The sequence below is a fragment of the Frondihabitans sp. 762G35 genome, from assembly GCF_002074055.1.
GTDB lineage: Bacteria > Actinomycetota > Actinomycetes > Actinomycetales > Microbacteriaceae > Frondihabitans.
In genome coordinates this window covers 1,809,589-1,833,892 of record NZ_CP014619.1, presented here as the reverse complement: position 1 = coordinate 1,833,892, position 24,304 = coordinate 1,809,589, and the positions used below count along the sequence as shown (strand labels likewise).

The window sequence follows — 24,304 nt, the reverse complement described above, 5'->3', positions numbered from 1 at the left end:
GCCCACGATGGTTCGTCCGCGACCATTTCTGTTGATAGGCTGTCTGTGTTCGTGTCCCCGGCCTGTTCACTGCCGAAGGGTCGCTTCCCCATAGATCATCGCCGCGTCTCGCGGTGCCGACGGTCTGCTGAAATCCTTGTGCAGATCGAAAGTCGCCGAGTGCCCGCGTCCCGAATCAGGAGATAGCGCTGTTAGCTAACGCCATCACCCTGTTGCATCCTCTCGCTGCCGCGAGCGATAGCAGCGGGGGTTTCCAGGGCCCATCGATCGACGAGTTCTTCCCGTCGGTCCTTCTCTTCGCAGGCACGCCGTTCGAGATCACTCGCATCACGCTCGCTCGTTTCTTCGCAACCATCCTCGTCATCCTGCTGTTCTGGCTGGGCACGCGGAGCATGAAGCTCGTTCCGGGCCGCTTCCAGAGCGTCATCGAGATGGGCCTGGACTTCGTGCGGGGCAACGTCGCCGACGACATCCTCGGCAAGAAAGACGGCCGTCGCTTCCTGCCGCTGCTGACGACCGTGTTCTTCATGGTGCTGTTCATGAACCTGACGGGCATCGTCCCCGGGTTCAACATCGCGGGTACGTCGGTCATCGGCGTGCCGCTGATCCTCGCCATCGTCGCGTACGTCACGTTCATCTACGCGGGCCTAAAGAAGCACCCGGGCACGTTCCTCCGCAACTCGCTCTTCCCGCCCGGCGTCCCGTGGTTCCTCTACGTCATCGTGTTCCCGATCGAGCTGGTCTCGACGTTCGTCCTCCGGCCGATCACGCTGACCCTCCGACTCCTCATGAACATGGTCGTCGGGCACCTCCTGCTGGTGCTCTTCTTCACCGCGACGTCGTTCTTCTTCTTCGAGTCGCACAACCTCTTCGCGCTGTTCGGCATCGGAACGCTCGCCTTCGGCTTCGTCTTCACCCTGTTCGAGATCTTCGTGGCGATCCTCCAGGCCTACGTCTTCTCGCTGCTCACCGCTGTTTACGTTCAGCTCGCGCTGAACGACGAACACTAACAACGGTCCGGGCATCCGCCCGATCCGCCATCACGGAAGGAAACACACGTGGACGCAACAACCGTTCTCGCTGCAATCAACGGAAACATCGCGACGGTCGGTTACGGCCTCGCGGCGATCGGCCCGGCCATCGGCGTGGGCATCGTCGTCGGCAAGACGATCGAGTCCGTCGCCCGCCAGCCCGAGCTCCAGGGCCGTCTCACGGTCCTCATGTACATCGGTATCGCCTTCACCGAGGCACTGGCGTTCATCGGTATCGCGACGTACTTCATCTTCACGAACTAAGGCCCCCGATGCTCACTGCAGACACACTCGTGGTAGCGGCGGGTGAGGCACACAACCCGCTCATCCCCGCACTGCCCGACCTCCTCTGGGGTGGCGTGTGCTTCGTGGTCATCCTGGTCGTGTTCCTCACCCTCGTGCTGCCTCGGATGAACAAGCTCCTCGACGAGCGCGCCGAGGTCATCGAGGGCGGCATCAAGAAGGCCGAGAACGCTCAGGCCGAGGCTGCCGCAGCCCTCGAGGAGTACAACAAGCAGCTCGCCGACGCGCGTGCCGAAGCGGCCAAGATCCGCGAGCAGGCCCGTGCCGATGCGACGCGCATCGCCAACGACGTCAAGGCGCAGGCCTCGGCCGACGCCGACCGCATCACGGCCAACGCCGCTGCTCAGATCGAGGCCGAGCGTCAGAGCGCTCTCGTCTCGCTCCGCAGCGAGGTCGGCTCGCTGGCGATCGACCTCGCGTCGGGCGTCATCGGCGAGAGCCTCACCGACGACCGTCGGGCATCGGCCATCGTCGACCGCTTCCTGGCCGACCTCGAGGCCGACGAAGCGTCGAAGGCGGGCAACTGACGATGGGATCCATGACCAGAGAGGCTGTCGCGTCAGCGCGCGGCGTGCTCGCCGACCTCGGTGGCTCGGCCGACCTGGCCACCGGAGAACAGCTGCTCAACGCGGGGCGCATCATCGGCTCCTCGTCGAAGCTGCAGTCCTACCTCGCCGACCCGTCAGAAGACGTGGCCGACAAGAAGAGGTTCCTCGATCGGGTCTTCGGTGAGTTCGGAGAGCCCGCGAGGGCCCTGCTGACCTCCATCGTCGGCAGCCGCTGGTCGTCTCACGGCGACCTCCTCGCCGGCATCGAGGAGATCGGCATCCGCACCATCGCCTCCAGCGCCCCGGCCGATCTCCAGATCGAGAGCGAACTGTTCTCCTTCGGCGAGGTCGTCTCGTCCGACTCGAGCCTCGAGCTCGCCGTCGGAACGAAGTTGAGCGACGGTCCGGCCAAGGCGGCGCTGGTGCAGCGGCTCCTGGGTGGCAAAGCCTCCCAGCAGACGATCTCCATCGTCTCGCAGCTCGTCCAGCAGCCTCGCGGTCGCCGCATCGGCGAGCTCCTGCGGAACGCCGCCGCGATCGTCGCCGACCAGTCGAACGAACTGGTAGCCGTCGTCACGAGCGCCGTGCCCGTCGCTGCCGAGCAGATCCAGCGGCTCGAGCGCGGTCTCGCCAAGCAGTTCGGTCGTAGCCTTCGCGTGAACCTCGTGATCGATCCGTCGATCCTCGGAGGTCTCCGTGTCCAGGTCGGCGACCAGGTCATCGACGGTAGCGTCGCGACCAAGCTCTCCGAACTCCGCCTCCAGCTCGCCGGCTGAGGCCGAGTCACCGCTACAACCCGCGCGCTACATCACTGACTCGGGGCACCTGCCTCGAAACGAATAGGAATCACAATGGCAGACATCAAGATCAGCCCCGATGAGATTCGCGACGCCCTCAAAGACTTCGTCTCGGCGTACGAGCCTTCGCAGACGACCACGACCGAGGTCGGCCACGTCATCGACGCCGCCGACGGCATCGCCCACGTCGAGGGTCTCCCCGGCGTCATGGCGAACGAGCTCATCCGCTTCGCCGACGGCACCCTGGGCCTCGCCCAGAACCTCGACGAAGACGAGATCGGTGTCATCGTCCTCGGTGAGTTCTCCGGGATCGACGAGGGCCTCGAGGTCACGCGCACGGGTGAGGTCCTCTCCGTCCCCGTGGGAGACGGCTACCTCGGCCGCGTCGTCGACCCCCTCGGCAACCCCATCGACGGCCTCGGCGAGGTCGCGTCGTCCGGTCGCCGCGCCCTCGAGCTCCAGGCTCCCGGCGTCATGCAGCGCAAGTCGGTGCACGAGCCCATGCAGACCGGCATCAAGGCGATCGACGCCATGATCCCCATCGGTCGCGGCCAGCGCCAGCTGATCATCGGCGATCGCCAGACCGGCAAGACGGCCATCGCGATCGACACGATCATCAACCAGAAGGCCAACTGGGAGTCGGGCGACACGAACAAGCAGGTCCGCTGCATCTACGTCGCCATCGGTCAGAAGGGTTCGACCATCGCTTCCGTCAAGGGTGCGCTGGAAGACGCCGGAGCCATGGAGTACACGACCATCGTCGCGTCCCCCGCCTCCGACCCGGCCGGCTTCAAGTACCTCGCGCCCTACACCGGCTCGGCCATCGGCCAGCACTGGATGTACGAGGGCAAGCACGTCCTCATCATCTTCGACGACCTGTCGAAGCAGGCCGAGGCCTACCGTGCCGTGTCGCTGCTCCTGCGCCGTCCGCCGGGACGCGAGGCCTACCCGGGTGACGTCTTCTACCTGCACTCGCGTCTGCTGGAGCGTTGCGCGAAGCTGTCCGACGAGCTCGGCGCCGGGTCGATGACGGGTCTGCCCATCATCGAGACCAAGGCGAACGACGTCTCGGCGTACATCCCGACCAACGTGATCTCGATCACCGACGGCCAGATCTTCCTCCAGTCCGACCTCTTCAACGCCAACCAGCGCCCCGCGGTCGACGTCGGCATCTCGGTGTCGCGCGTCGGTGGCGACGCGCAGGTGAAGTCGATCAAGAAGGTCTCGGGCACCCTGAAGCTCGAACTCGCGCAGTACCGCTCGCTCGAGGCGTTCGCCATGTTCGCGTCCGACCTCGACCAGGCCAGCCGCCGCCAGCTCGCCCGCGGTGCCCGCCTGACCGAGCTCCTCAAGCAGCCGCAGTACTCGCCGTACCCCGTGGAAGACCAGGTCGTCTCGATCTGGGCCGGCACGAACGGAAAGCTCGACGAGGTGCCGGTCCCCGACATCCTGCGCTTCGAGCGCGAGCTGCTCGACTACCTGGGACGCAACACCCAGGTCCTGTCGACGCTGCGCGAGACCAACGTCCTCTCGGACGAGGTCGTCACGGAGCTCACGTCGTCCATCGACGACTTCAAGAAGGAGTTCCAGACGGGCGAGGGCAAGCCGCTCGCGTCGGTCGGTCGCGAGGAGTTCACCGCGACGGACGCCGACGACGTCAACCAGGAGAAGATCGTCAAGTCGGCTCGCTAGCCGAACCGATCCTCTTCGCTGCCGGGGCCTCGACACCAGTCGGGGCCCCGGCACCCAGACACCAACAGGAGACACATGGGAGCGCAACTTCGGGTCTACCGACAGCGCATTCGCTCTGCCCAGACGACCAAGAAGGTCACCCGGGCCATGGAGCTCATCTCGGCCTCGCGCATTCAGAAGGCGCAGGCGCGGATGACCGCGTCCGGGCCGTACTCGCGAGCCGTGACGCGCGCCGTCTCGGCGGTGGCGACGTTCTCGAACGTCGACCACGTACTCACGACGGAGCCCGAGTCGATCGACCGCGCCGCCATCGTCCTCTTCACGTCCGACCGAGGGCTCAACGGAGCCTTCTCGTCGAACGTCCTGAAGCAGGGCGAGGAGCTCGCCACGCTGCTCCGGAGCCAGGGCAAGGAGGTCGTCTACTACCTCGTCGGTCGCAAGGCGGCCAGTTACTTCGCCTTCCGGCAGCGCGATTCCGAGCAGACCTGGACGGGCAACACCGACCAGCCGGAGTTCGGCACGGCCAAGGAGATTGGCGACGCCGTCGTGGCGAAGTTCCTCACCGACGCGAGCGAGGGAGGCGTCGACGAGATCCACGTCGTCTACAACCGGTTCGTCAACATGGTGTCCCAGGTCCCCGAGGTCGTCCGCCTGCTTCCCCTCGAGGTCGTCGAGGGCATCGAGGAGCCGGGTGACGACGCGATCCTGCCGCTCTACGAGTTCGAGCCCGACGCCGAGAACGTCCTCGACGCGCTCCTGCCGGTCTACATCGAGAGCCGTTTGTTCAACGCCATGCTGCAGTCCGCCGCTTCCGAGCACGCGGCCCGCCAGAAGGCGATGAAATCGGCGAGCGACAACGCCGACACCCTGATCCGCGACTACACGCGACTGGCCAACAACGCCCGTCAGAGCGAGATCACGCAGCAGATTTCCGAGATCGTGGGCGGCGCAGACGCCCTCAGCTCGGCCAAACGATCCTGAATCGTAACGAGTCAGAGAAGAAGAGAGAAGCCAATGACTGACACCGCCACCGCGCCAGTCGCGACGGAGCAGGCTCCCGGCGTCGGGCGCATCGCTCGCGTCACGGGCCCCGTCGTCGACATCGAGTTCCCGCACGACGCCATCCCGGGCGTCTACAACGCCCTGAAGACGACCATCGTCATCGGCGACCAGACGGTCGACCTCGTCCTCGAGGTCGCCCAGCACCTCGGTGACGACCTCGTCCGCGCCATCGCGCTCAAGCCGACCGACGGTCTCGTGCGCGGCCAGGAGGTCACCGACACCGGCTCGCCCATCTCGGTGCCCGTCGGCGACGTCACCAAGGGCAAGGTCTTCAACGTGACCGGCGACATCCTCAACGGCACCGCCGGCGAGACCGTCGAGATCACCGAGCGCTGGCCGATCCACCGCCAGCCGCCGGCCTTCGACCAGCTCGAGTCGAAGACGCAGCTCTTCGAGACCGGCATCAAGGTCATCGACCTCCTGACGCCGTACGTGCAGGGTGGCAAGATCGGCCTTTTCGGTGGTGCGGGCGTCGGCAAGACCGTCCTCATCCAGGAGATGATCCAGCGCGTCGCGCAGGACCACGGTGGTGTCTCGGTGTTCGCCGGAGTCGGTGAGCGCACCCGCGAGGGCAACGACCTCATCATGGAGATGGAGGAGGCGGGCGTCTTCGACAAGACCGCCCTCGTCTTCGGTCAGATGGACGAGCCGCCGGGGACGCGCCTGCGCGTCGCCCTCTCGGCCCTCACCATGGCCGAGTACTTCCGCGACGTGCAGAAGCAGGACGTCCTCCTCTTCATCGACAACATCTTCCGCTTCACGCAGGCGGGTTCGGAGGTGTCGACCCTTCTGGGCCGCATGCCTTCGGCGGTGGGCTACCAGCCCAACCTGGCCGACGAGATGGGCATCCTCCAGGAGCGCATCACCTCGACCCGCGGTCACTCCATCACCTCGCTGCAGGCGATCTACGTGCCGGCCGACGACTACACCGACCCCGCTCCGGCGACGACGTTCGCGCATCTCGACGCGACCACCGAGCTGTCGCGTGAGATCGCGTCGCAGGGTCTCTACCCCGCCGTCGACCCGCTGAGCTCCACGAGCCGCATCCTCGACCCCCGCTACCTGGGCGAGGACCACTACAACACGGCGATCCGCGTCAAGGCGATCCTCCAGAAGAACAAGGAGCTCCAGGAGATCATCGCGATCCTCGGAGTCGACGAGCTCTCCGAAGAGGACAAGATCACCGTGTCGCGTGCGCGCCGGATCCAGCAGTTCCTGTCGCAGAACACGTACATGGCGAAGAAGTTCACGGGCGTCGAGGGATCGACCGTTCCGCTGAAGGACACCATCGAGTCGTTCACCGCGATCGCCGACGGTGAGTTCGACCACGTCGCCACCCAGGCCTTCTTCAACGTCGGTTCCATCTCCGACGTCGAGGAGAAGTGGGCTCAGATCCAGAAGGAGAACAGCTGATCGTGGCTGCTCTCACTGTCAACGTCGTCTCGGCCGACCAGCAGGTCTGGTCGGGCGAGGCGGCGCAGGTCACGGCCCGCACCACCGAGGGCGAGATCGGGATCCTGCCCGGCCACGAGCCGGTGCTGGCGATCCTCGCCTCGGGCCAGGTGCGGGTTCGGCAGGCGAACGGGACCGTCGTGGAGGCCACGGCCGAGGACGGCTTCCTGTCGGTCGAGAACGACACGGTCACCATCGTGTCGCGAAGCGCCGCGCTGGCGTAACGGATTGGGGCCCGGGCGGGTGCGTCACCTTCGAGGTGGCGTCCGCCCGGGCCTTTTCGCATCCCATGCTCTTCCTCCTCCCTCCCTCCGAGACGAAGCGGGACGGCGGCTCCGACGGGTCGTCGCTCGATCTCGCGTCGCTGTCGCACCCGTCGCTCCTGCGCCCTCGGCGAGCCGCTCTGACTTCGCTGGTGCGGCTCAGCCGCGACGCCGATGCCGCCATGCGCGCGCTCAGACTGGGCCCTCGTCTGGCCGACGAGGTGACGCGCAACCGTCGCGTCAGATCGTCGCCGACGCTGCGGGCCCTGGAGCGCTACACGGGCGTCGTCTACGACCCGATCGCCGCCGATCGTCTCACCGACGACGCCTGGACGTGGGCGAGCGCGCACATCGGGGTCCACTCGGCCCTCTTCGGCCCCGTGTCGGCGACCGATCGGATCCCGGCGTACCGGCTCTCGCACGACTCCCGGCTTCCCGACCTCGTCCTGCGCTCGCACTGGGCGCCACCGGTCTCCCGAGCCCTGGCCGGCCTCGGCCGACCCGTGGTCGATCTCCGGAGCGAGGGCTACGTCGGTCTCGGACCGTCTCCCGAGGGGAGCGCCTTCGTGCGGATCGTCTCCGACGAGGGAGGGCGCCGGAGAGCTCTCAACCACTTCAACAAGAAGACGAAGGGCGTCCTCGTCTCGCAGCTTCTGGAGTCGAGGCCCGACCTCGGCGACGTCGGCGAGTTCGTCGACTGGGCCCGCGGTCGGGGGATCGTGGTCGAGCGCGAGGGGAACGAGCTCGTCGTGGTGTCGGAGAGCGTCCTGGGAGGCTGACGGCCCGCTCCGCCGGCCAAACCCGCCAGCCGGGCAAGACGTCACTCCCGGAAGGGGATCCCCTCGTGACGGAGCAGCCAGGTCTTGGTGGTGACGCCGTCTCCGGGGCTGTAGCCCGTGACGGCGCCCGTCGCCCCGAGCACTCGATGGCAGGGCACCACGATCGCGATGCGGTTCGCACGGATGGCCCCGCCGACGGCTCGGGCGCCGGTCGGCCTGCCGGTCCGCAGGGCCAGATCGCCGTACGTGACCGTCGTGCCCCACGGAACCTCGTCGAGGATCTCCCAGACGGCGGTCTGGAAGGGCGTGCCCTCGCGATCGAGGGGGAGGTCGAAGCGCTTCCGGCGACCGGCGAAGTAGTCGTCGAGCTGCCGACGCGTCTCGTCGTGGAGGGAGGTGGGCCGCTCCGCGTCGTCGTCGCCGGGGAGGCGGCCGCCGGACTCGATGTCGAGCCCGGCCAGTCGGTCGAAGCGCGTGCGGATCTCGAGCCGACCGACGGGGGAGTCGTGCCGCACGAGGTCGGTGGTCAGGAGCGGGGTGGGGAGGAAGGCTGTCGTCATCGGGCCAGGCTAGGGAGAGTGCGGACGGCGTCGGCTCGGTCGACTCCGGGCTGTGGGGAACGCGGAGGCGTCGCCGACCTGTGGGGGAGCGGTCGGGCATCCTGCCGGTCCCCGCCCGACTTGGTAGCGTGTGGACCACCATGGACACGGATCGACGCGCCGACGACGGCGAGGACACGGTGGCCGCTTCGGCCCCCGTCGCCGGACACCCCGGCGTCGGCCACCCCGGCGTCGGTGCTTCCCGCGGGCACGACCCGCACCCGCACGCTCCGCTCCCGCGCCTCCGCGTTCGCGTCGGGACCAGCATCCTGACGTTGGACGCCCCGGTCGTCGTCGGGCGTCGGCCCTCCCGCCCCCGCGTCGTCCGCGGCCAGGTCCCGCAGCTCGTCACCGTCGCGTCTCCGCTCGGCGAGGTATCGTCGAGTCACGTCGAGATCCGCCAGGACGGCGCGGTCGCGGTCGTGACCGACCTCCGCTCCACCAACGGCACCCGCGTCGACGTCCCGGGGAGGCAACCCGCCGTTCTTCGGCAGGGCGAGTCGAGAGTCGTGCTCGCGGGCACGATAGTAGACATCGGGGACGGCAACCGACTCGAGATCCTCCCCCTTTCGCGCATCACCCTCCAGGAAGAACCACACCCGTGACAGAGATCGGCCGCCCGACGACCGCGCACACCATCCCTCTCGGCGACGGGCGCGACGTCGTGCTCGACTGGGCGGGAGCCACCGACGTGGGCCTCCGCCGCGCCCACAACGAGGACAGCTACCTCGCCCGCTCGCCGCTCTTCGTCGTCGCCGACGGCATGGGCGGCCACAGCGCGGGCGACGTCGCGAGCGATGCCGTGGTCCGGCGGCTCGACGAGGCCATCGACGGCGAATTCTTCGACACCGAGGCGCTCGAGGAGGCGCTCCGCCTCGCCAGCGACGACATCGACGTCGCCGCCATCGGCACCGAGCTGGGCGTCGGCACGACCGTCACCGGAGCGGTCCTCTCGCGCGAGGGCGACGCCCCCTACTTCACGATCTTCAACGTCGGCGACTCCCGGGTGTACATGCTCGACTCCGGAGTGCTCCGCCAGGTGACCGTCGACCACTCCGTCGTGCAGGAGATGGTGCAGGCCGGAATGCTGCACCCGGACGACGCCGAGAAGCACCCCGACAGCAACGTCATCACCAAGGCGATCGGCTTCGGGGCCGAGCCGAGCCCCGACTACTGGCGCGTCCCCGCCCGACCGGGCCTCCGACTCCTGATCTGCTCGGACGGGCTCACGAAGGAGCTCAGCGCGAGCGCCCTGGCCGCGGCTCTCGTCACCCACCCCGGCACGCAGGATGCAGCCGACTCGCTGGTCCGCGACGCCGTCGCCGCAGGGGGTCGCGACAACGTCACGGCCGTCGTGGTGGACGTCCGGGGCACGGTCGAGGCGGTCGACGTCGAGTCCACCGTTCCGACGGGGCAGACGCCGCGCGCCTGACCCTCGGGGGACGGCGGTCCGGGCATCCTGCCCTCGACGGTCCCTCGCGCGGGGTGAGCGGTCGACCCGTTCGCCCCCCGAAGTGGGGGAGCGGCAGTTATCCCCAGAGGGGGTCCGCACCCCTGCTCGCCCAGGGGCCCTCCGCTTACAATGACGGGGATCCGCAATTCGACGAAGCGCCCGGAGGTGTTTCGCAAGAAGCTTCTGAGGGGGCGACATGGCACGGCGTCTGCCGTCGCAGCCCCCGGTGCTGCCCGGCTTCTCACACCTGCACGTCCTCGGCTCGGGGGGCTTCGCGGACGTCTTCCTCTACGAGCAGAACATGCCGCGCCGCCAGGTGGCCGTCAAGGTCATGCTGAGCGAGGTCGTGAACGACCAGGTCCGGCAGATGTTCCAGGCCGAGGCGAACCTGATGGCGCAGCTCAGCGCCCACCCGTCCATCCTCACCGTCTACCAGGCGAGCGTCTCGGCCGACGGCCGCCCCTATCTCGTCATGGAGCTCTGCTCCGCGTCGCTGAGCGAGCGCTACCGGCGGGAGCGCATCCCCGTCCCCGACGTCCTGCGGATCGCGATCAAGATCGGCAGCGCGATCGAGACCGCACACCGCCAGGGCGTGCTCCACCGCGACATCAAGCCCTCCAACATCCTCACCACGGCCTACGGCCATCCGGTGCTCTCCGACTTCGGGATCGCCGCGACCCTGGGCGAGAGCGAGCCGAGCGACGTCGTCGGCCTCTCGATCCCCTGGTCGGCACCGGAGGTGCTCCGCGACGACACCTCCGGCACCATCGAGTCCGAGGTCTGGTCGCTCGGAGCGACGGTCTACTCCCTCCTGGCCGGCAGGAGCCCCTTCGAGGTGCTCGGCGGATCGAACACGTCCCACGACCTCATGTCCCGCATCGAGAAGGGCAAGATCCAGGCCATCGGGCGCACCGACGTCCCCGCGAGCCTCGAGAAGACCCTCCAGCGCGCGATGTCGCACCGGCCGGAGAACCGGCAGGCCAGCGCGATCGACCTGATCCGCGAGTTCCAGCAGGTGGAGTCGGAGCTCGGGGTGTCGCCCACCGCGGTCGAGGTCGCCGTCGACGACTGGGCTCTCGCGACCGTCGCCGATCTCGAGGATCGCACCCGGGTGCGCGGGGTCCAGACCATGCCCGCCGGCGGTGGTGCCCGTCGCCGGCGTCGGCGCGCGCCGGTCGCCGTCTCGGGTCCCGCCTTCCGCGAGGCGTCCGGCCACAACAGCAACGCGATCCCCCGGAGCACGGGAACAAGGCCGGAGGCGCGGACACCGCGGCGGGTCCACTACCTCACCTGGGGCCTGATCGCCCTGAGCGTCGTGGTGCTGGCCCTCGGTGGCCTGGCCACGATCTTCCTGGTCCGGGCCACGTCGACCGACATCCCGCAGGTGGCGAACATCGCCTCGTCCGCGACGGGGGGCTCGATCCGCTTCACCTGGACCGATCCCGGCCTCAAGCCGGGCGACTCCTACGTCGTCACGTCCGGCACCGACACGAGCACGCAGACGGCGACGAGCTTCGTCGCGCCGGCCCAGGCCGGCCAGCAGGTCTGCATCAGCGTGACGGTCAACCGGGCCGGGAAGAACGGCCCCGCCAGCGCCGAGAAGTGCGCGACGCCCGAGGGCAGTCGGTGAAGCGGCTCCTGCGCTGGGTCAGGGGTCACCGCTCGTCGGCGGCGACCGGTGTCGCACTGGCGGTCGTCACGGCGGTCGTCGCGACGGTCGCCATCACGAGCTCCGGCTACCAGGCCCAGAGGCTCGACCTCGGCGACGGCACGGTGTGGGTCGCGAACGACGGTCTGACCGCGATCGGCCGGGCGAACCCGTCCGTCCTGCAGCTCAACTCGGCCGTGCGGAGCACGGGTGCCGATCTCGCGGTCGTCCAGGATCCCGCACACGTCCTCCTCGTCGACCGGAGCAACGCGACCGTCGGCGTCGTCGACCCCGCGACCGCCTCCGTGGCGCAGACCGTGCCGCTTCCGCCGAACGAGCCGGAGGTGATGCTGGCCGGGGGCACGAGCGTCGTCATGTCGGCGAAAACCGGTCAGTTCTGGTCGGTCCCGGTGTCCGGGCTGAACGCCTTCGACGCCTCGTCGCAGGCGGATCTCAGTCTCGGTGCGGACGCCACGGCGAGCATCACGCCCGCGGGCACGCTCGCCGTCTACTCCGCCGACAGCGGCCGCGTGTCCCGGGTCGACGACGTGGCGCAGTTCGGCATCACGGCCAGCGCGCGGCTCGCACTGCCGAAGTCCCACGTCTTCCAGGTGGCCTCGGTCGGCTCGCACTGGGCCGTCCTCGACACCGACGACGCGGTCCTCGTCGTCGACGGCAAGCGCGTCGACCTGTCCGGGCGCGTCACCGGTCGGATCGCCCTGCAGGAGTCCTCCGACGGCGGGTCGTCCGTCCGCGTCGCGTCCACCAACGGCCTCTTCTCCGTGTCGTTCTCGGGGGCCGTGACCGAGCTGGTCCGCGACCGCGCCGGGTCGCCGGCCCGACCCGTCGTCGCCGCCGGCTGCACCTGGGCCGGCTGGGCCGACGGCTCCGCCTGGAACGACTGCGGGTCGTCCGGCGGTGCCCTCCAGACGCTCCGCTCCGTTCCCGCCTCGGCCGATCTCGCCTTCGCCGTCAACGGCGACCGGGTGGTGCTGAACGACACGGCGGGAGGGTCGAGCTGGGCCGTCCAGCGCAGCGGTCAGCTCATCGACAACTGGTCCGACCTCATCACGAACGAGCGCGACCAGCAGCAGGAGCAGACGCAGACCGAGCAGGATCAGCAGAAGCTGGAGGTCCAGCAGAAGCCGCCGGTCGCCGTCGACGACGTCCTGGGCGCCCGGCCGGGACGAGCCACCGTCCTTCCGGTGCTCCTCAACGACTACGACCCGAACGGCGACCCGATCGTCATCAGCAAGGTCGACGGACTCCCCGCGACGACGGGGCGGATCGACGTCATCGCTGGTCGACAGCAGCTGCTGCTGACACTCCCGACCGGTGCGGCCGGTGTGATCGCCTTCGACTACACGATCACCGACGGTCGTGGCGGGTCGTCGACGGCACGGGCGACGGTCACGGTGCGGCAACCGGGCGAGAACAGCCCGCCGGCTCAGGTCCGTCCGATCACCGCGGCCGTCTCGTCCTCGGGTCGCGTGACCGTCGACACCGCCGGGTCGTTCCTCGATCCCGACGGTGATCCGTTCTACCTGACCGGAGCCTCCGGCGGGAACGGCGGGACGGTCACGTTCAAACCGACGGGCGAGGTCGTCTACCAGGACGCAGGCGAAGGCCCGTCGACCCAGGAGATCGTCCTCAGCGTCTCCGACGGGACCGCGACGGGGCGCGGCACCGTCACGATCACGGTCGACCGCGCCGGGCAGACCCCGCTCACCACGAAGTCGTTCCCGGTCGAGGCCTACGCGGGCCAGGTCGAGACCGTGACCCCACTCCGCTACGCCAGCGGGGGGACGGGGGTCATCAAGCTGAACAGCGTCCCGGCGAAGGCCGGCGCGACCATCACGCCCAGCTACTCGGCCGGCACCTTCACCTTCGTGAGCACCCAGGTCGGGACGCACAACGTCGAGTACACCGTGACGGACGGCGACAAGACCGCCTCCGGCACGGTCCGGATCGACGTGCAGGCCCCGCCGGAGCCGAACACCGCGCCGGTCACGACGCCCAAGACGGTCTTCGTCCAGAGCCTCAGCACGCAGACGGTCGACATCACCCAGAGCGACTCGGATCCTGCGGGCAACGTCCTGATGGTGACGGCGGTCGGCGCCGTCGACCCGACCTCGGGCGTGCAGGTGCAGACCCTCGAGCAGCGCTACCTCCGGATCACCCTGACGGCGCCGCTCGACAGCGGGCCGGTGACGTTCACCTACACGATCACCAACGGCCTGGCGTCGGCGACGGGTACGGTCACGGTCGTCCAGATCCCGCGTCCGACGCGTCTCCAGCCCCCGATCGCGACCAACGACCAGGTCAGCGCGCGGGTGGGCGACGCCGTCAACATCGACGTCCTCGCGAACGACGAGCAGCCGGACGGCGAGTCGATCACGCTCCTGCCGAACCTCGTGAAGAACGTGTCGACGGGCGGCGGGCTCCTGTTCGTCTCGGGTTCCCGGCTGCGCTACCTGGCTCCCACGACACCGGGCAACTTCACCGCCGAGTACGCCGTCGAGGGTCCGGACGGTCAGCGTGCCACCGGTCAGGTCGCGATCGCCGTCCGGGAGGCCGACGCGGCGACCAACAACCCGCCGGTCCCGCAGACCCTGACCGGCCGCGTCGTGGCCGGTCAGAGCGTCCGCGTCCAGGTCCCGCTCGACGGCATCGACCCCGACGGCGACTCCGTGCAGCTCCTCGGGATCGATTCGAACCCGCAGAAGGGCAACGTGACGAGTGTGGGGGCCACCTACCTCGACTACCAGGCGGGCAGCTATTCGGCCGGCACCGACACCTTCACCTACACGGTGGTCGACGGGCTGGGCGCTCGAGCCACCGGCACGGTCCGGATCGGCATCTCCGGCAGGGCTCAGGGGAGCCGCAACCCGATCGCCGTGCCGGACGCCGTCACCATGCGGCCCGGAGGCAGCATCCTCGTCCGCGTCCTCGCGAACGACTCCGACCCGGACGGCGGCGCGCTCCACATCACGGGCGTGCGAGCCAACGACAGCGACGTCCGGGCGACGATCCTGCCGGGCGGCATCGTCCGCGTGACACCGCCCCGCACGCCGAAGACCTACGGCCTCGTCTACACGGTCGCCAACGACGTGGGCGGCAGCAGCTCGAACTTCATCACCGTCAAGGTCGACCCGAACTCCGCCCTCAATTACCCCGAGGCGGACGACAGCGTGCTGACGCTGACCGACATCCTCGGCCGGAAGACCGTCGACGTGAACGTCCTCGCCAACGTGTTCTTCGCCGACGGCTCGGTGTCGGCGCTCGGGCTCGGCATCCAGCCCGGCTACGGCCGCGACGCCGTCGTCACCGACACCCACCGGATCCGCGTCACCGTCACCGACCGGAGCCAGATCATCCCGTTCTGGGTCTCGCATCCCGACGACCCGCGGATCAGGGCCTACGCGTTCATCCGCGTGCCCGGGTTCAACGACGCCCTCCCGCAGATCAACGAGGCCGCGGCGCCCCTCACGGTGTCGAGCGAGAAGACGCTGACCATCGACCTCAACAAGTACGTCGTCTCGACGGGGTCGAACGGGGTCCGGCTCACCGACTCCGGCACCGTTCGGGCGACCCACGCCGACGGGGCGAATCTCGTCGTGAACGCCACGACGCTGTCGTTCACCTCGGCGCGGCTGTTCTTCGGCCAGGCGTCGATCTCCTTCCAGGTGACCGACGGCACGTCGGCCAACGACCCGAACGGCCATCGGGCCACCCTCGTCCTGCCGATCGAGGTCACCCCGCGCACGAACCAGCCGCCCTCGTTCACCGGCGCGACCCTCGACCTCGAGCCCGGCGACTCCCGGACCCTCGACCTCTCCCGCCTGACGACCTACACCAGCCAGCAGGATGCCGGCGAGCTCCGCTACGCCGTCACGACCCCCTCCGTCCCGGGGTTCCGCTACTCGCTTCAGGGGCGCTCGCTGACGGTGACGGCCGACGCGTCCGCGCAGAAGGGCCTCACGAGCAACCTCGGGCTCACCGTCCGCGACGCGGTGTCCGCGGCCCAGTCCGGCACCATCGCGCTGACCGTGGTCGGTTCGACCCGGCCCCTCGCCATCGCGGCACCCGACTCCGCCGTCGCGAAGCGCGGCGAGACCACGGTCATCGACGTGCTCGCGAACGATCAGGCCACCAACCCGTTCCCCGGCCAGCCGCTCCGGGTCGTGGCCATCCGCGGCCTGAGCGGCTCGTCGCTCCCGGCCGGGGTGAGGGTCACGCCCAGCGCCGACAACAGCCGCCTGACCGTGTCCGTCGCCGCCTCGGCGAAGCCGCTCAACACGAACCTCCAATACCAGCTGGCCGACGTCACGGGCGACCCGGCGCGGTCGGTCTGGGGAGACGTCACGATCTCCGTGCAGGACGTCCCCGAGGCTCCTGCGGCCCCCCTGCGCACCGGCGCCTTCGTCGGCGGTCAGCTGACGCTGTCGTACCAGCCGCCGGTGGCCAACAACTCGGCCATCACCTCCTACCGCCTGACCGGCGTCTCGAGCGTGGGCACCTACACGAAGGACTGCGGCACCTCGACCGTCTGCACCCTGACCGATCTCGACCCCGGTGCGCGATACCGCTTCTCGGTGCAGGCCGTCAACGCGATCGGCACCTCGCCGTCCAGCCCGCAGAGCGTGCCCTACAGCGCCGACTTCGTGCCCTCGGCGCCCACGGGCGTGACGGTGACCCCGTCGACGAGCACCCCCGGGTCGCTCGTCGTCTCCTGGAACACCGTCCCGCAGCCGGCTCGCGGCACCGCCGTGAGCGGCTACGTCGTCGAGATCGCAGGAGCAGGAGCCCCGGGCACCCAGACCGTGAGCGGCACGCAGACGACGATCGGTGGCCTCACGCCCGGTGCCCAGTACACGGTGCAGGTCTACGCGACCAACGCCTCCCAGGTGTCGAGCGCGGCGGACTGGTCGCGGAGCGCACCGGCGACCGGTACGGCCGTCGGCGTCCCCGGGCAGGTGTCGGTGACGGCGAGCCTCGTCGGGACCGACGGCACGGTCCAGATCACCAACGGCGCGGCCGACCCCGGGGGAGCCGCTCAGGTCAGCTACAGCTTCGGCCGCGCGACGGGCGCCGACCAGCCGGCCCCGGCCTGCTCGCCCACCTCGAAGCCGTCCGCCATCTCCCTCCCCGGCGGGCAGGACAGAACGGCGCAGGACGGCCAGGTCTACACCTACTTCGTCTACGCCGACAACGGCTACTTCTGCTCGAGCTCCCGGTCGAACTCGATCGTCAGCCTGCAGGCGCCGGGTGCCGCCACCGGGTCGGTCTCGCTCCGTGAGAGCGGCACCGGCAGCGGGACCTTCGACGTCGTCGTCGGGAGTCTCGACGTCACGAGCGGCACGGCGGCGTCCTTCCGGCTCAGCTCGGGCGGTCAGCCGGGGGCGGTCGTCCGCGAGGGAGACGTCCTCACGGGCGGCGACTCGAGCGTCTACGGCACGACGCAGACCTACGCCTTCGTCGGCTGTCGCGACGCGACCACGACGTACTGCGGGCCCGCGTCCGCCACCCGGACGATCGTTCCGGTCAGCGCGAACGTCGCTCAGGCGACCTTCACCCCCGATCCCGTCTCCGGGCCCCAGGTCGGGGTCTGGACCTTCAACGCCCCGCAGGGCCCTGCGTACGAGAACATGCAGTTCCAGTGCCAGGGCGGTCTGCTGCAGCCGACGCTGGCGGGAGCGGGCAACACCTGCGTCGGCGACAGCGGAGATCCCGCTGCCGCGCCGACCCTCCTGATCCGGATCACCGCCAACGGCGGCCAGACTTACGACAAGATCTACTCGACCCCGACGAACTGACGAAAGAGACGCCGAGACGATGAGCATGACGCCCGAGCAGGCCACCTGGTTCGCCGACATCTTCGCGCGCCTGGTGACCAACGTCGACCGCGTCCTCCTCGGGAAGTCGTTCGTGATCAAGCTCTCCTTCACCGCGCTCCTGAGCGAGGGGCACCTCCTCCTCGAGGACTTCCCCGGCACCGGCAAGACGTCGCTCGCGCGCGCCGTCGCGCAGACGGTGCAGGGCCGCAGCAGCCGGATCCAGTTCACGCCCGACCTCCTGCCGGGTGACATCACGGGCGTCAGCATCTTCGATCAGAAGACCGGCGAGTTCGAGTTCCACGCGGGCCCCATCTTCGCCAACATCGTCCTCGCCGACGAGATCAACCGGGCCAGCCCGAAGACGCAGTCGGCCCTGCTCGAGGTGATGGAGGAGTCGCGCGTCACCGTCGACGGCGTCTCCCACCCCGTCGGCGCCCCGTTCATGGTCATCGCGACGCAGAACCCCATCGAGCAGGCGGGCACGTACCGCCTTCCGGAGGCCCAGCTCGACCGCTTCCTGCTTAAGACGTCGATCGGCTACCCCGACCACGCCGCGACGCTGCGGATCCTGGAGGGGGCGGCGACCCGGGTCCACGAGGGCTCCCTCTCACCCGTCGTCGAGGCCGCCGTCATCACCGAGATGGCGCGGCTCGCCCGCACCGTCCACGTCGACCCGGTCGTCGCCGACTACGTCGCCCGACTCGTCGAGGGCACGCGCACCGCGCCCGAGGTCCGGCTGGGGGTCAGCGTCCGCGGGGCGCTCGCGCTCATCCGGGTCGCGAAGACGTACGCCGCGTCGACCGGTCGGCACTACGTCACGCCCGACGACGTCAAGCTCCTCGCCGAGCCCGTGCTCGCCCACCGCATCGTCCTCGACCCGGAGGCGGAGTTCGACGGGGTGACCCCCTCCAGCATCGTGAGCCAGCTCCTGATCGAGATCGCGCCTCCTGCGGAGCGCGTCTCCGCGTGATCCGACCGTGAGCACGCCCCTCCCGCCGACCCGGTCGCCGTCTCCGCCGCACGGCGACGATCGTCCGCGCCCCGGCGTGCGCGCGACGACGCTGACGGGGCCGAGCCAGAGGCGTGGGGCCGTGACACGCTCGTCCCGGCGGGCCGACCCGCAGGAGTCGCGGGGCGACGCCGCCTACGGCACCGGCACCGAGGGGCTCACCAACGCACGCACGCGGATCGTCGGCACGCGCACGGGTTTCACCGCCGACGTGGTGATCCTCGCCGTCCGCCTGTGGCGCGCGGTGGCCACCGTCGTCGCCGGGTGGGCGCGCGCGGCGTCGAGCGTCGTCACCCCGGCGGGGTGGGTCGCCCTCGGCCTCGCCCCGGCCGCCCTCGTCGCGGGGTACGCCCTCGCCTGGGTCGAGTTCGTCGTCGTCGGCTTCGCCCTCGTCGTCCTCCTCCTGCTGGCCGCGCTCTACGCGGTGGGCCGCAACGCCTTCACGATCGACCTCGACCTGCCTCACCTCCGCGTGGCGGTCGGCGAGGAGGCGACGGGGCAGGTCCGCGTGACCAATCCGACCCGGCGCCGGGTGCTCGGCGTGACCGTGGAGATCCCGATCGGGCGCGGTCTGGCCGAGATCACGCTGCCGGGTCTCCGGGCGGGCGACACGGTCGAGGAGTCCTTCGTCGTTCCCACGGCTCGGCGCGGCGTGATCCCCGTCGGTCCGGTCCGGACCGTCCGCGGCGACCCGATCGGGCTCGTCCGCCGCGAGCTCGACTGGACCGGCGTGGTGGAGCTCTTCGTCCATCCCCGCACGATCGGCATCCCCTCGACCAGCACCGGTCTCATCCGCGATCTCGAGGGCAACCCGACGCGCGATCTGTCGGCGAGCGACATCTCGTTCCACGCTCTCCGGGAGTACGTGCCGGGCGACGATCGGCGCCACATCCATTGGAAGTCCTCGGCGCGAGCCGGGTCGTACATGGTCCGCCAGTTCGAGGAGACCCGTCGGAGCCACATCGTCATCGCCCTCAGCCTGGCCAACGCCGACTTCGCGACCGAGGACGAGTTCGAGCTCGCGGTCAGCGTCGCGGCCTCGCTCGGCGTCCGTGCCATCCGCGACGCCCGCGAGGTGAGCGTGGTGGTGAGCGAGCGCACCCCGGAGTTCGCCAAGCGCAAGACGCTCGCGGTGAAGTCCCTCGGCACGCTGACGCGGACGCGGCTCCTCGACGAGCTCGCCGTCGTGACCTTCGACGAGTCGGCGCTCCGCATCACCGACGTCGCCCGGGTGACCGGCGACGAGGTCGGCGGCATCTCCGTGGCGTTCCTCGTCGTCGGCTCGACGACCACCATCACGGAGCTCCGTGCGGCCGCGGCCGCCTTCCCGCCCGGTGTCGAGGCGGTGGCCATCGTGTGCGACCCCGAGGTCGTGCCGGGCATGGTGCGGATCGCGGGCATGACGGTCCTGACGGTCGGCTATCTCGAGGACCTCCAGAAGTCGATGGCCAAGGCGGTGTCCGCGTGAGCGCCGTGTCCGCGTCGGCGAGGCCGTCCGCGCCGCTCCGGCCGCGATCGACCAGGAGCCGGCTCACCGTGGCCGCGGCCGTCGGCCAGACCCTCTTCTTCGTGGCGATCCTCGCGGCCGCCGTCGTGCCGTTCTGGCCGGTCTACCGGAGCGCCGAATTCCTCGTCCTCGTCGGAGTCACGCTGGCCCTCGCCGCGGTGATCTCGCTGGCGGGGGTGTTCCTGCGGTTGTCGAGCCTCTGGATCCTGCTGCTCGTCGTCGTCGCGTTCGGGGTGTTCGGCGTCGGGCTGGCCGTGCCGAGCCAGGCGCTCTTCGGCTTCCTGCCGACGATCGGCGGACTCCGCGAGCTCGTGGCCGGCGTCGCGCTAGCCTGGAAGCAGCTCGTGACGATCACGCTGCCCGTCGGCGCCTACCAGGCTCTCCTCGTCCCCGTGTTCGTGCTCCTCCTCGTCGGCGGCGTGGTCGGCCTGTCGGTCGCCCTGCGGTCGCGGCGACCCGAGGTCGCCCTCGTCGTGCCGGTCGTCGTCTTCGTCGCCGGGATCGTGCTCGGCCCCAGCGAGCCCGTGCTGCCGCTGGTGACGGGGCTCCTGCTGCTCGCCCTCAGCGTCCTCTGGCTCGTGCTCTTCCGCCTCCGCCGGCGGCGACTCGCTCTCGAGCGGCTGACCCGGCAGACGGCTCTCGGATCCCGGGCCGGAGCGATCCCGGTCGCGGTGGGTGCCTCGCGCGCGGCCGAAGCGGTCGTCGTCCACCGGTCCGGCAATCGCGCTGTCGCCCGGCGGGCCGTGGGCGGGACCCTCGTGACGCTCCTCGTCGCCGGTGCCCTCGGTGTCGGTGCGGCGTCGGTGCTGGCGCCGCAGGGTGCGCGCTGGGTCGCGCGGACGGCCGTCATCAAGCCCTTCGACCCCCGCGACTACCTGAGCCCGCTCAGCGGCTTCCGGGCCTACGAGCAGCAACCGGCGGTCGACTCCGCCCAGCTGACGGTGACGGGGCTCGCGCCCGGGCAGTTCGTCCGGATCGCGACCCTCGACACCTACGACGGTGTGACCTTCTCGGTCGGCAGCGACCGCACCTCGACCGCCTCGGGGACCTTCACGCGCGTCCCGACCTCGTTCGACCAGTCGAAGGTGACGGGTCGGCAGCAGACGGTCGGCGTCCGGGTCGACGGCTACTCGGGCGTCTGGCTGCCGACGGTCGGACAGCTCGAGACCGTCGACTTCTCCGGAGCGGACGCCGCGAGCCTGCGTGACGCGTTCTTCTACAACGACAGCACGGGCACCGCCGCCGTCGTCGGGGGAGTGGGGCAGGGGGTCGACTACCGTCTGACCACCGTCGCTCCCACGCAGCCGACCAGCGAGCAACTCGCCGCGCTGACTCCGGGCGACCGGTCGGTCCCGACGCCGTCCGCCGTCCCGACGTCGCTCAAGACCGCCTTGGAGTCCTACGTCGACGGCGTCGACGGCCAGGGCGCGCGCCTCCAAGCGGCGCTCGACGGCCTCCGGAAGAACGGCTACATCAGCCACGGGGTCTCCTCGGGAGAGCCGGTCAGCCGTTCCGGGCACGGATCCGACCGGCTCGCCCAGCTCTTCACCGACAAGCTCATGGTCGGCGACGCCGAGCAGTACTCGGCGGCCGCGGCCCTGATGGCCGACCAGCTCGGCTTCCCCGCCCGCGTCGTGCTCGGCTTCCGCTCCGAGTCGTCGACCGGGGGGAGCACGACGTTCCGCGGCTCCGACATCACGAGCCTGATCGAGGTCGACACCGCCCAGTTCGGCTGGGTGACGCTCGACCCGAACCCCGCACCCCGGGCGATCCCCGACCAGACGAAGCAGGACCCCAATCAGGTCTCGCGGCCCCGGTCGGTCATCCCGCCGCCCCAGCAGCAGCAGGATCCCCAGGTCGACCAGACGCAGCCGCAGAGCAAGCAGGACAACCCGGCGGAGCAGCCGGCGTGGCTCGGGGTGCTCCTCGGGGTCGTCCGCATCGCCGCGTGGGTGCTGCTCGTGGCCGGAATCGCCATGGCGCCGTTCCTGACGGTGGTCGCGGTGAAGGCCCGGCGCCGGCTGCGTCGGAGGCGCGATCGCGACCCGGTCCGCCGGGTGACCTCCGGGTGGCGGGAGTTCGAGGACGCCGTCGTCGACCACGGCATCGACACGCCCGCGTCCGCGACGCGCTCGGAGGTCGCGGCAGCCGTCGGCGGACGGCGCCCGGCCGTCCTCGCCCGGGTCGTCGACCGCTCCGTCTTCTCTCCCGACGAGGCCGACCCGGCCGACGCGGATCGCGTCTGGAAGGCCGTCGGCGAGATGCGCGTCCAGCTCGATTCGCGTCTGACGAGGTGGGAGCGATTCAAGGCCGCCGTCTCCACCCGCTCCCTGCGTCGCTACCATGGCCGGAAAGCATCCAAGCGTTAGAGGATCATCACCACCCATGCACTGCCCCACCTGCTCGAGTCCCCTTCCCGACGGAGCCATGTTCTGCGGTCAGTGCGGGCGGTCCATCACCGGCGCCGACTGGGCGGCGTTCCGACGCCGTGGCAGCGAGGCCGACGTCGCGGAGGGCGAGGCCCCCGAGTCGATTCCCGCGTGGCAGCTGCAGGAGCCTCCTGCCGCGGCCGTTCCGGCGGGTACGCCGTGGTGGGTCGGCGATCGCGACCCGGACGATGCCGGCGTCGACGAGGTCGCCCCGCTCGCCGCCCCGGAGGAGCCGTCGCCCGCGGAGCCGTCGCCCTCACAGCTGTCTCCCTCAGCGCCGTCGCCCGCGGAGCCGTCTCCCTCACAGCCGATGGATCTCACGCACCCACAGCCGGAGCAGCCCGCCGACGTCTCGTCGGCCCCGCCCTCTTCTCAGCCGACGGCTGACGACGAGTCCGGCGCACGGACCGCCGCGCGTCACGAGGTGACGGAACCCGATGCCGGGGCCGGGGCTCCTGCCCCCACCGAGCCGGCCCGACCGGCACCCCTCCGGCGCCCGGACGGCGTCGACGCGCCGTCGGGCAGGCCGACGTCCGCTCCCCTCTGGACGGCATCGCTGACGCCCGTGACGGACACCGAGGCCGACGCCGGGGCCGACGCGGAGTCGTCGGCCGCGCACGGAGAGAGCCCGCTCGACACTCCGCGGGACGCCCCGGCGCCGATCGTCGACGAGTCGGACCAGCCGGACCGCACGGAGGACGTCCGACCCGTCGAGGCCCCGCGCCCCGGCGACACCAACGTCATCGCGCCCCTCGTCGCACCGGCCTCGGAACTCGTCGACGGCCGGCTGCACTGCACGAACTGCGGCGCGCCGCTGCACGAGGACGACATCTTCTGCGGCGAATGCGGCGCCGTCCGGGCTTCGGTCGCGCAGTCCTTCACCGGACCGATCACTCCGATCATCACCGATCCCGCGCCGACGAGCGCCGCATCACCGCGGGAGTCGCCGGGTCGCCCGGCCGCGCCTGCGAACGCCGAGCCCTCGACCGGAGCCCCCGCGAACGACGCGCCCCGGGCCGATGAGCCGGCGCCGGCCCCGGAGAGCGCGCCTCCGGCGGCTCCGCAGGCCAAGAAGCGTCGGCTGTTCGGCCGTCGCGGTCAGGACGCCGCGCCGCAGCTCTGGTCGACGCCCGCCGCCGGCTTCCCGTCCCCGACCGCCGCACCGGGACCGACGGCCTCGCCGTCCCCGTCGACGCCGACGGGTGCCGAGATCCCGCCGATCCCGGGCGGACCGCTTCCGGCGTCCGCGCCGGACCCCGAACCCGGCCCGCCGCCGCTGAGCGTCGACGAGGTGCCCGTCGCACCGCGAGCGACCCCGTCCGTCCCCGTTCCCGCCCCGCTCGCCGCGACACCCGTGGCCGCCCCGTCGCAGACCGCCGAGCCCGTCCTGGCCCCGGTGCCGAAGGCTCCGGAGTCGCCCCGGTCGGCCGCGCCGTGGCTGGTCGGATCGGGTGAGGACGACGTCGAGAAGACGCGCATCGTCCGACGCCAGCCGCTGGGTGAGCCGTTCGTGCTGCAGTTCAGCACCGGGGAGAGCTTCACGGTGCAGGGGAGCGGCCTCGTCGGGCGCGCCCCGACACCGCAACCGGGTGAGGCCATCGACCTGCTCGTGCGGATCGTCGACCCGGGCAAGTCGGTGTCGAAGACGCACCTCGAGTTCGGGCAGGAGGACGGCGCGCTCTGGGTCTCCGACCGATGGTCGGGCAACGGCTCGGTCGTCCGAGAGCCGTCGAGCGAGGCACGACCGTGCGAGCCCGGCAAGCGGGTCCGGGTCGTCAGGGGCTCCCGCGTCGACATCGGCGAGCAGTTCTTCATCGTGCACTGACGGTCGCCGGCCGTGTAGGCGTCCTCCACAGGGATCCGACGGAATCGGGGTTCTCCACAGATCGACGCGT

At 70.4% G+C, this 24,304-nt stretch carries 18 protein-coding genes; 17 read left to right on the top strand and 1 reads right to left on the bottom strand.

What is annotated here, in order from left to right; translation table 11 throughout:
• The first annotated feature begins 212 nt into the window (after nt 1-212).
• The 9 genes from atpB (at nt 213) to AS850_RS08745 (ending at nt 7,927) form a co-directional block, all read left to right on the top strand.
• The gene (gene atpB / locus AS850_RS08785) at nt 213-1,010 is read left to right on the top strand and encodes a F0F1 ATP synthase subunit A (RefSeq protein WP_442856882.1); all 798 of its coding nucleotides are present in this window, start codon (nt 213-215) and stop codon (nt 1,008-1,010) included.
• A gap of 48 nt (nt 1,011-1,058) precedes the next feature.
• Complete coding sequence (gene atpE, locus AS850_RS08780; RefSeq protein ID WP_119868773.1) at nt 1,059-1,295, top strand: ATP synthase F0 subunit C; 237 nt, start codon at nt 1,059-1,061, stop codon at nt 1,293-1,295.
• Between the two features lie 8 nt (nt 1,296-1,303).
• On the top strand, nt 1,304-1,861 hold the full coding sequence (locus AS850_RS08775; RefSeq protein WP_119868772.1) for a F0F1 ATP synthase subunit B: 558 nt from the start codon (nt 1,304-1,306) through the stop codon (nt 1,859-1,861).
• Nucleotides 1,862-1,863: 2 nt separating this feature from the next.
• Entirely contained in the window at nt 1,864-2,658 is a 795-nt protein-coding gene (locus AS850_RS08770; protein WP_119868771.1) for a F0F1 ATP synthase subunit delta, read from the top strand.
• A gap of 75 nt (nt 2,659-2,733) precedes the next feature.
• Nucleotides 2,734-4,371 carry a F0F1 ATP synthase subunit alpha gene (gene atpA, locus AS850_RS08765; protein ID WP_119868770.1) on the top strand — a complete coding sequence of 546 codons (1,638 nt, stop codon included), beginning with the start codon at nt 2,734-2,736 and terminating at the stop codon, nt 4,369-4,371.
• A gap of 75 nt (nt 4,372-4,446) precedes the next feature.
• Nucleotides 4,447-5,352, top strand: a complete 906-nt coding sequence (locus AS850_RS08760; RefSeq protein ID WP_119868769.1) for a F0F1 ATP synthase subunit gamma — start codon at nt 4,447-4,449, stop codon at nt 5,350-5,352.
• A gap of 33 nt (nt 5,353-5,385) precedes the next feature.
• Nucleotides 5,386-6,846, top strand: a complete 1,461-nt coding sequence (gene atpD / locus AS850_RS08755; RefSeq protein WP_119868768.1) for a F0F1 ATP synthase subunit beta — start codon at nt 5,386-5,388, stop codon at nt 6,844-6,846.
• 2 nt (nt 6,847-6,848) lie between these two features.
• Entirely contained in the window at nt 6,849-7,109 is a 261-nt protein-coding gene (locus AS850_RS08750) for a F0F1 ATP synthase subunit epsilon (protein WP_119868767.1), read from the top strand.
• Nucleotides 7,110-7,174: 65 nt separating this feature from the next.
• Nucleotides 7,175-7,927, top strand: a complete 753-nt coding sequence (locus AS850_RS08745) for a YaaA family protein (protein ID WP_119868766.1) — start codon at nt 7,175-7,177, stop codon at nt 7,925-7,927.
• A gap of 41 nt (nt 7,928-7,968) precedes the next feature.
• Here AS850_RS08745 and AS850_RS08740 read toward each other — a convergent pair whose 3' ends face one another.
• Nucleotides 7,969-8,487 carry a methylated-DNA--[protein]-cysteine S-methyltransferase gene (locus AS850_RS08740; RefSeq protein ID WP_119868765.1) on the bottom strand — a complete coding sequence of 173 codons (519 nt, stop codon included), beginning with the start codon at nt 8,485-8,487 and terminating at the stop codon, nt 7,969-7,971.
• 140 nt (nt 8,488-8,627) lie between these two features.
• Here AS850_RS08740 and AS850_RS08735 point away from each other — a divergent pair, with 140 nt between their 5' ends.
• From AS850_RS08735 to AS850_RS08700, 8 genes are all read left to right on the top strand, one after another.
• Complete coding sequence (locus tag AS850_RS08735) at nt 8,628-9,131, top strand: FHA domain-containing protein (protein WP_119868764.1); 504 nt, start codon at nt 8,628-8,630, stop codon at nt 9,129-9,131.
• On the top strand, nt 9,128-9,958 hold the full coding sequence (locus AS850_RS08730) for a PP2C family protein-serine/threonine phosphatase (RefSeq protein WP_119868763.1): 831 nt from the start codon (nt 9,128-9,130) through the stop codon (nt 9,956-9,958). The genes AS850_RS08735 and AS850_RS08730 overlap by 4 nt, the downstream gene beginning before the upstream one ends.
• 217 nt (nt 9,959-10,175) lie before the next feature.
• Nucleotides 10,176-11,609: a serine/threonine-protein kinase gene (locus AS850_RS08725; RefSeq protein ID WP_119868762.1), complete on the top strand. Its 1,434-nt coding sequence runs from the start codon at nt 10,176-10,178 to the stop codon at nt 11,607-11,609.
• Nucleotides 11,582-17,443, top strand: a complete 5,862-nt coding sequence (locus AS850_RS08720) for an Ig-like domain-containing protein (protein WP_119868761.1) — start codon at nt 11,582-11,584, stop codon at nt 17,441-17,443. Before AS850_RS08725 ends, AS850_RS08720 begins: the two co-directional genes overlap by 28 nt.
• Before the next feature lie 19 nt (nt 17,444-17,462).
• Nucleotides 17,463-18,434 (top strand): AAA family ATPase, encoded by a 972-nt coding sequence (locus tag AS850_RS08715; RefSeq protein WP_119868760.1) that lies wholly within the window; start codon nt 17,463-17,465, stop codon nt 18,432-18,434.
• A 121-nt stretch (nt 18,435-18,555) separates the two neighbouring features.
• Nucleotides 18,556-19,941, top strand: a complete 1,386-nt coding sequence (locus AS850_RS08710; RefSeq protein ID WP_119868759.1) for a DUF58 domain-containing protein — start codon at nt 18,556-18,558, stop codon at nt 19,939-19,941.
• Nucleotides 19,938-22,349: a transglutaminase domain-containing protein gene (locus AS850_RS08705; RefSeq protein WP_119868758.1), complete on the top strand. Its 2,412-nt coding sequence runs from the start codon at nt 19,938-19,940 to the stop codon at nt 22,347-22,349. Before AS850_RS08710 ends, AS850_RS08705 begins: the two co-directional genes overlap by 4 nt.
• A gap of 16 nt (nt 22,350-22,365) precedes the next feature.
• Entirely contained in the window at nt 22,366-24,234 is a 1,869-nt protein-coding gene (locus AS850_RS08700) for a zinc ribbon domain-containing protein (protein WP_123955478.1), read from the top strand.
• The last annotated feature ends 70 nt before the right edge of the window (nt 24,235-24,304 follow it).

Excerpts from the sequence above, each read along its gene's own strand:
- AS850_RS08775 (WP_119868772.1), top strand. The coding sequence starts at position 1,304 with ATGCTCACTGCAGACACACTCGTGGTAGCGGCGGGTGAGGCACACAAC.
- AS850_RS08770 (WP_119868771.1), top strand. The coding sequence starts at position 1,864 with ATGGGATCCATGACCAGAGAGGCTGTCGCGTCAGCGCGCGGCGTGCTC.
- atpA (WP_119868770.1), top strand. The coding sequence starts at position 2,734 with ATGGCAGACATCAAGATCAGCCCCGATGAGATTCGCGACGCCCTCAAA.
- AS850_RS08760 (WP_119868769.1), top strand. The coding sequence starts at position 4,447 with ATGGGAGCGCAACTTCGGGTCTACCGACAGCGCATTCGCTCTGCCCAG.
- atpD (WP_119868768.1), top strand. The coding sequence starts at position 5,386 with ATGACTGACACCGCCACCGCGCCAGTCGCGACGGAGCAGGCTCCCGGC.
- AS850_RS08745 (WP_119868766.1), top strand. The coding sequence starts at position 7,175 with ATGCTCTTCCTCCTCCCTCCCTCCGAGACGAAGCGGGACGGCGGCTCC.
- AS850_RS08740 (WP_119868765.1), bottom strand. The coding sequence starts at position 8,487 with ATGACGACAGCCTTCCTCCCCACCCCGCTCCTGACCACCGACCTCGTG.
- AS850_RS08735 (WP_119868764.1), top strand. The coding sequence starts at position 8,628 with ATGGACACGGATCGACGCGCCGACGACGGCGAGGACACGGTGGCCGCT.
- AS850_RS08725 (WP_119868762.1), top strand. The coding sequence starts at position 10,176 with ATGGCACGGCGTCTGCCGTCGCAGCCCCCGGTGCTGCCCGGCTTCTCA.
- AS850_RS08715 (WP_119868760.1), top strand. The coding sequence starts at position 17,463 with ATGAGCATGACGCCCGAGCAGGCCACCTGGTTCGCCGACATCTTCGCG.
- AS850_RS08700 (WP_123955478.1), top strand. The coding sequence starts at position 22,366 with ATGCACTGCCCCACCTGCTCGAGTCCCCTTCCCGACGGAGCCATGTTC.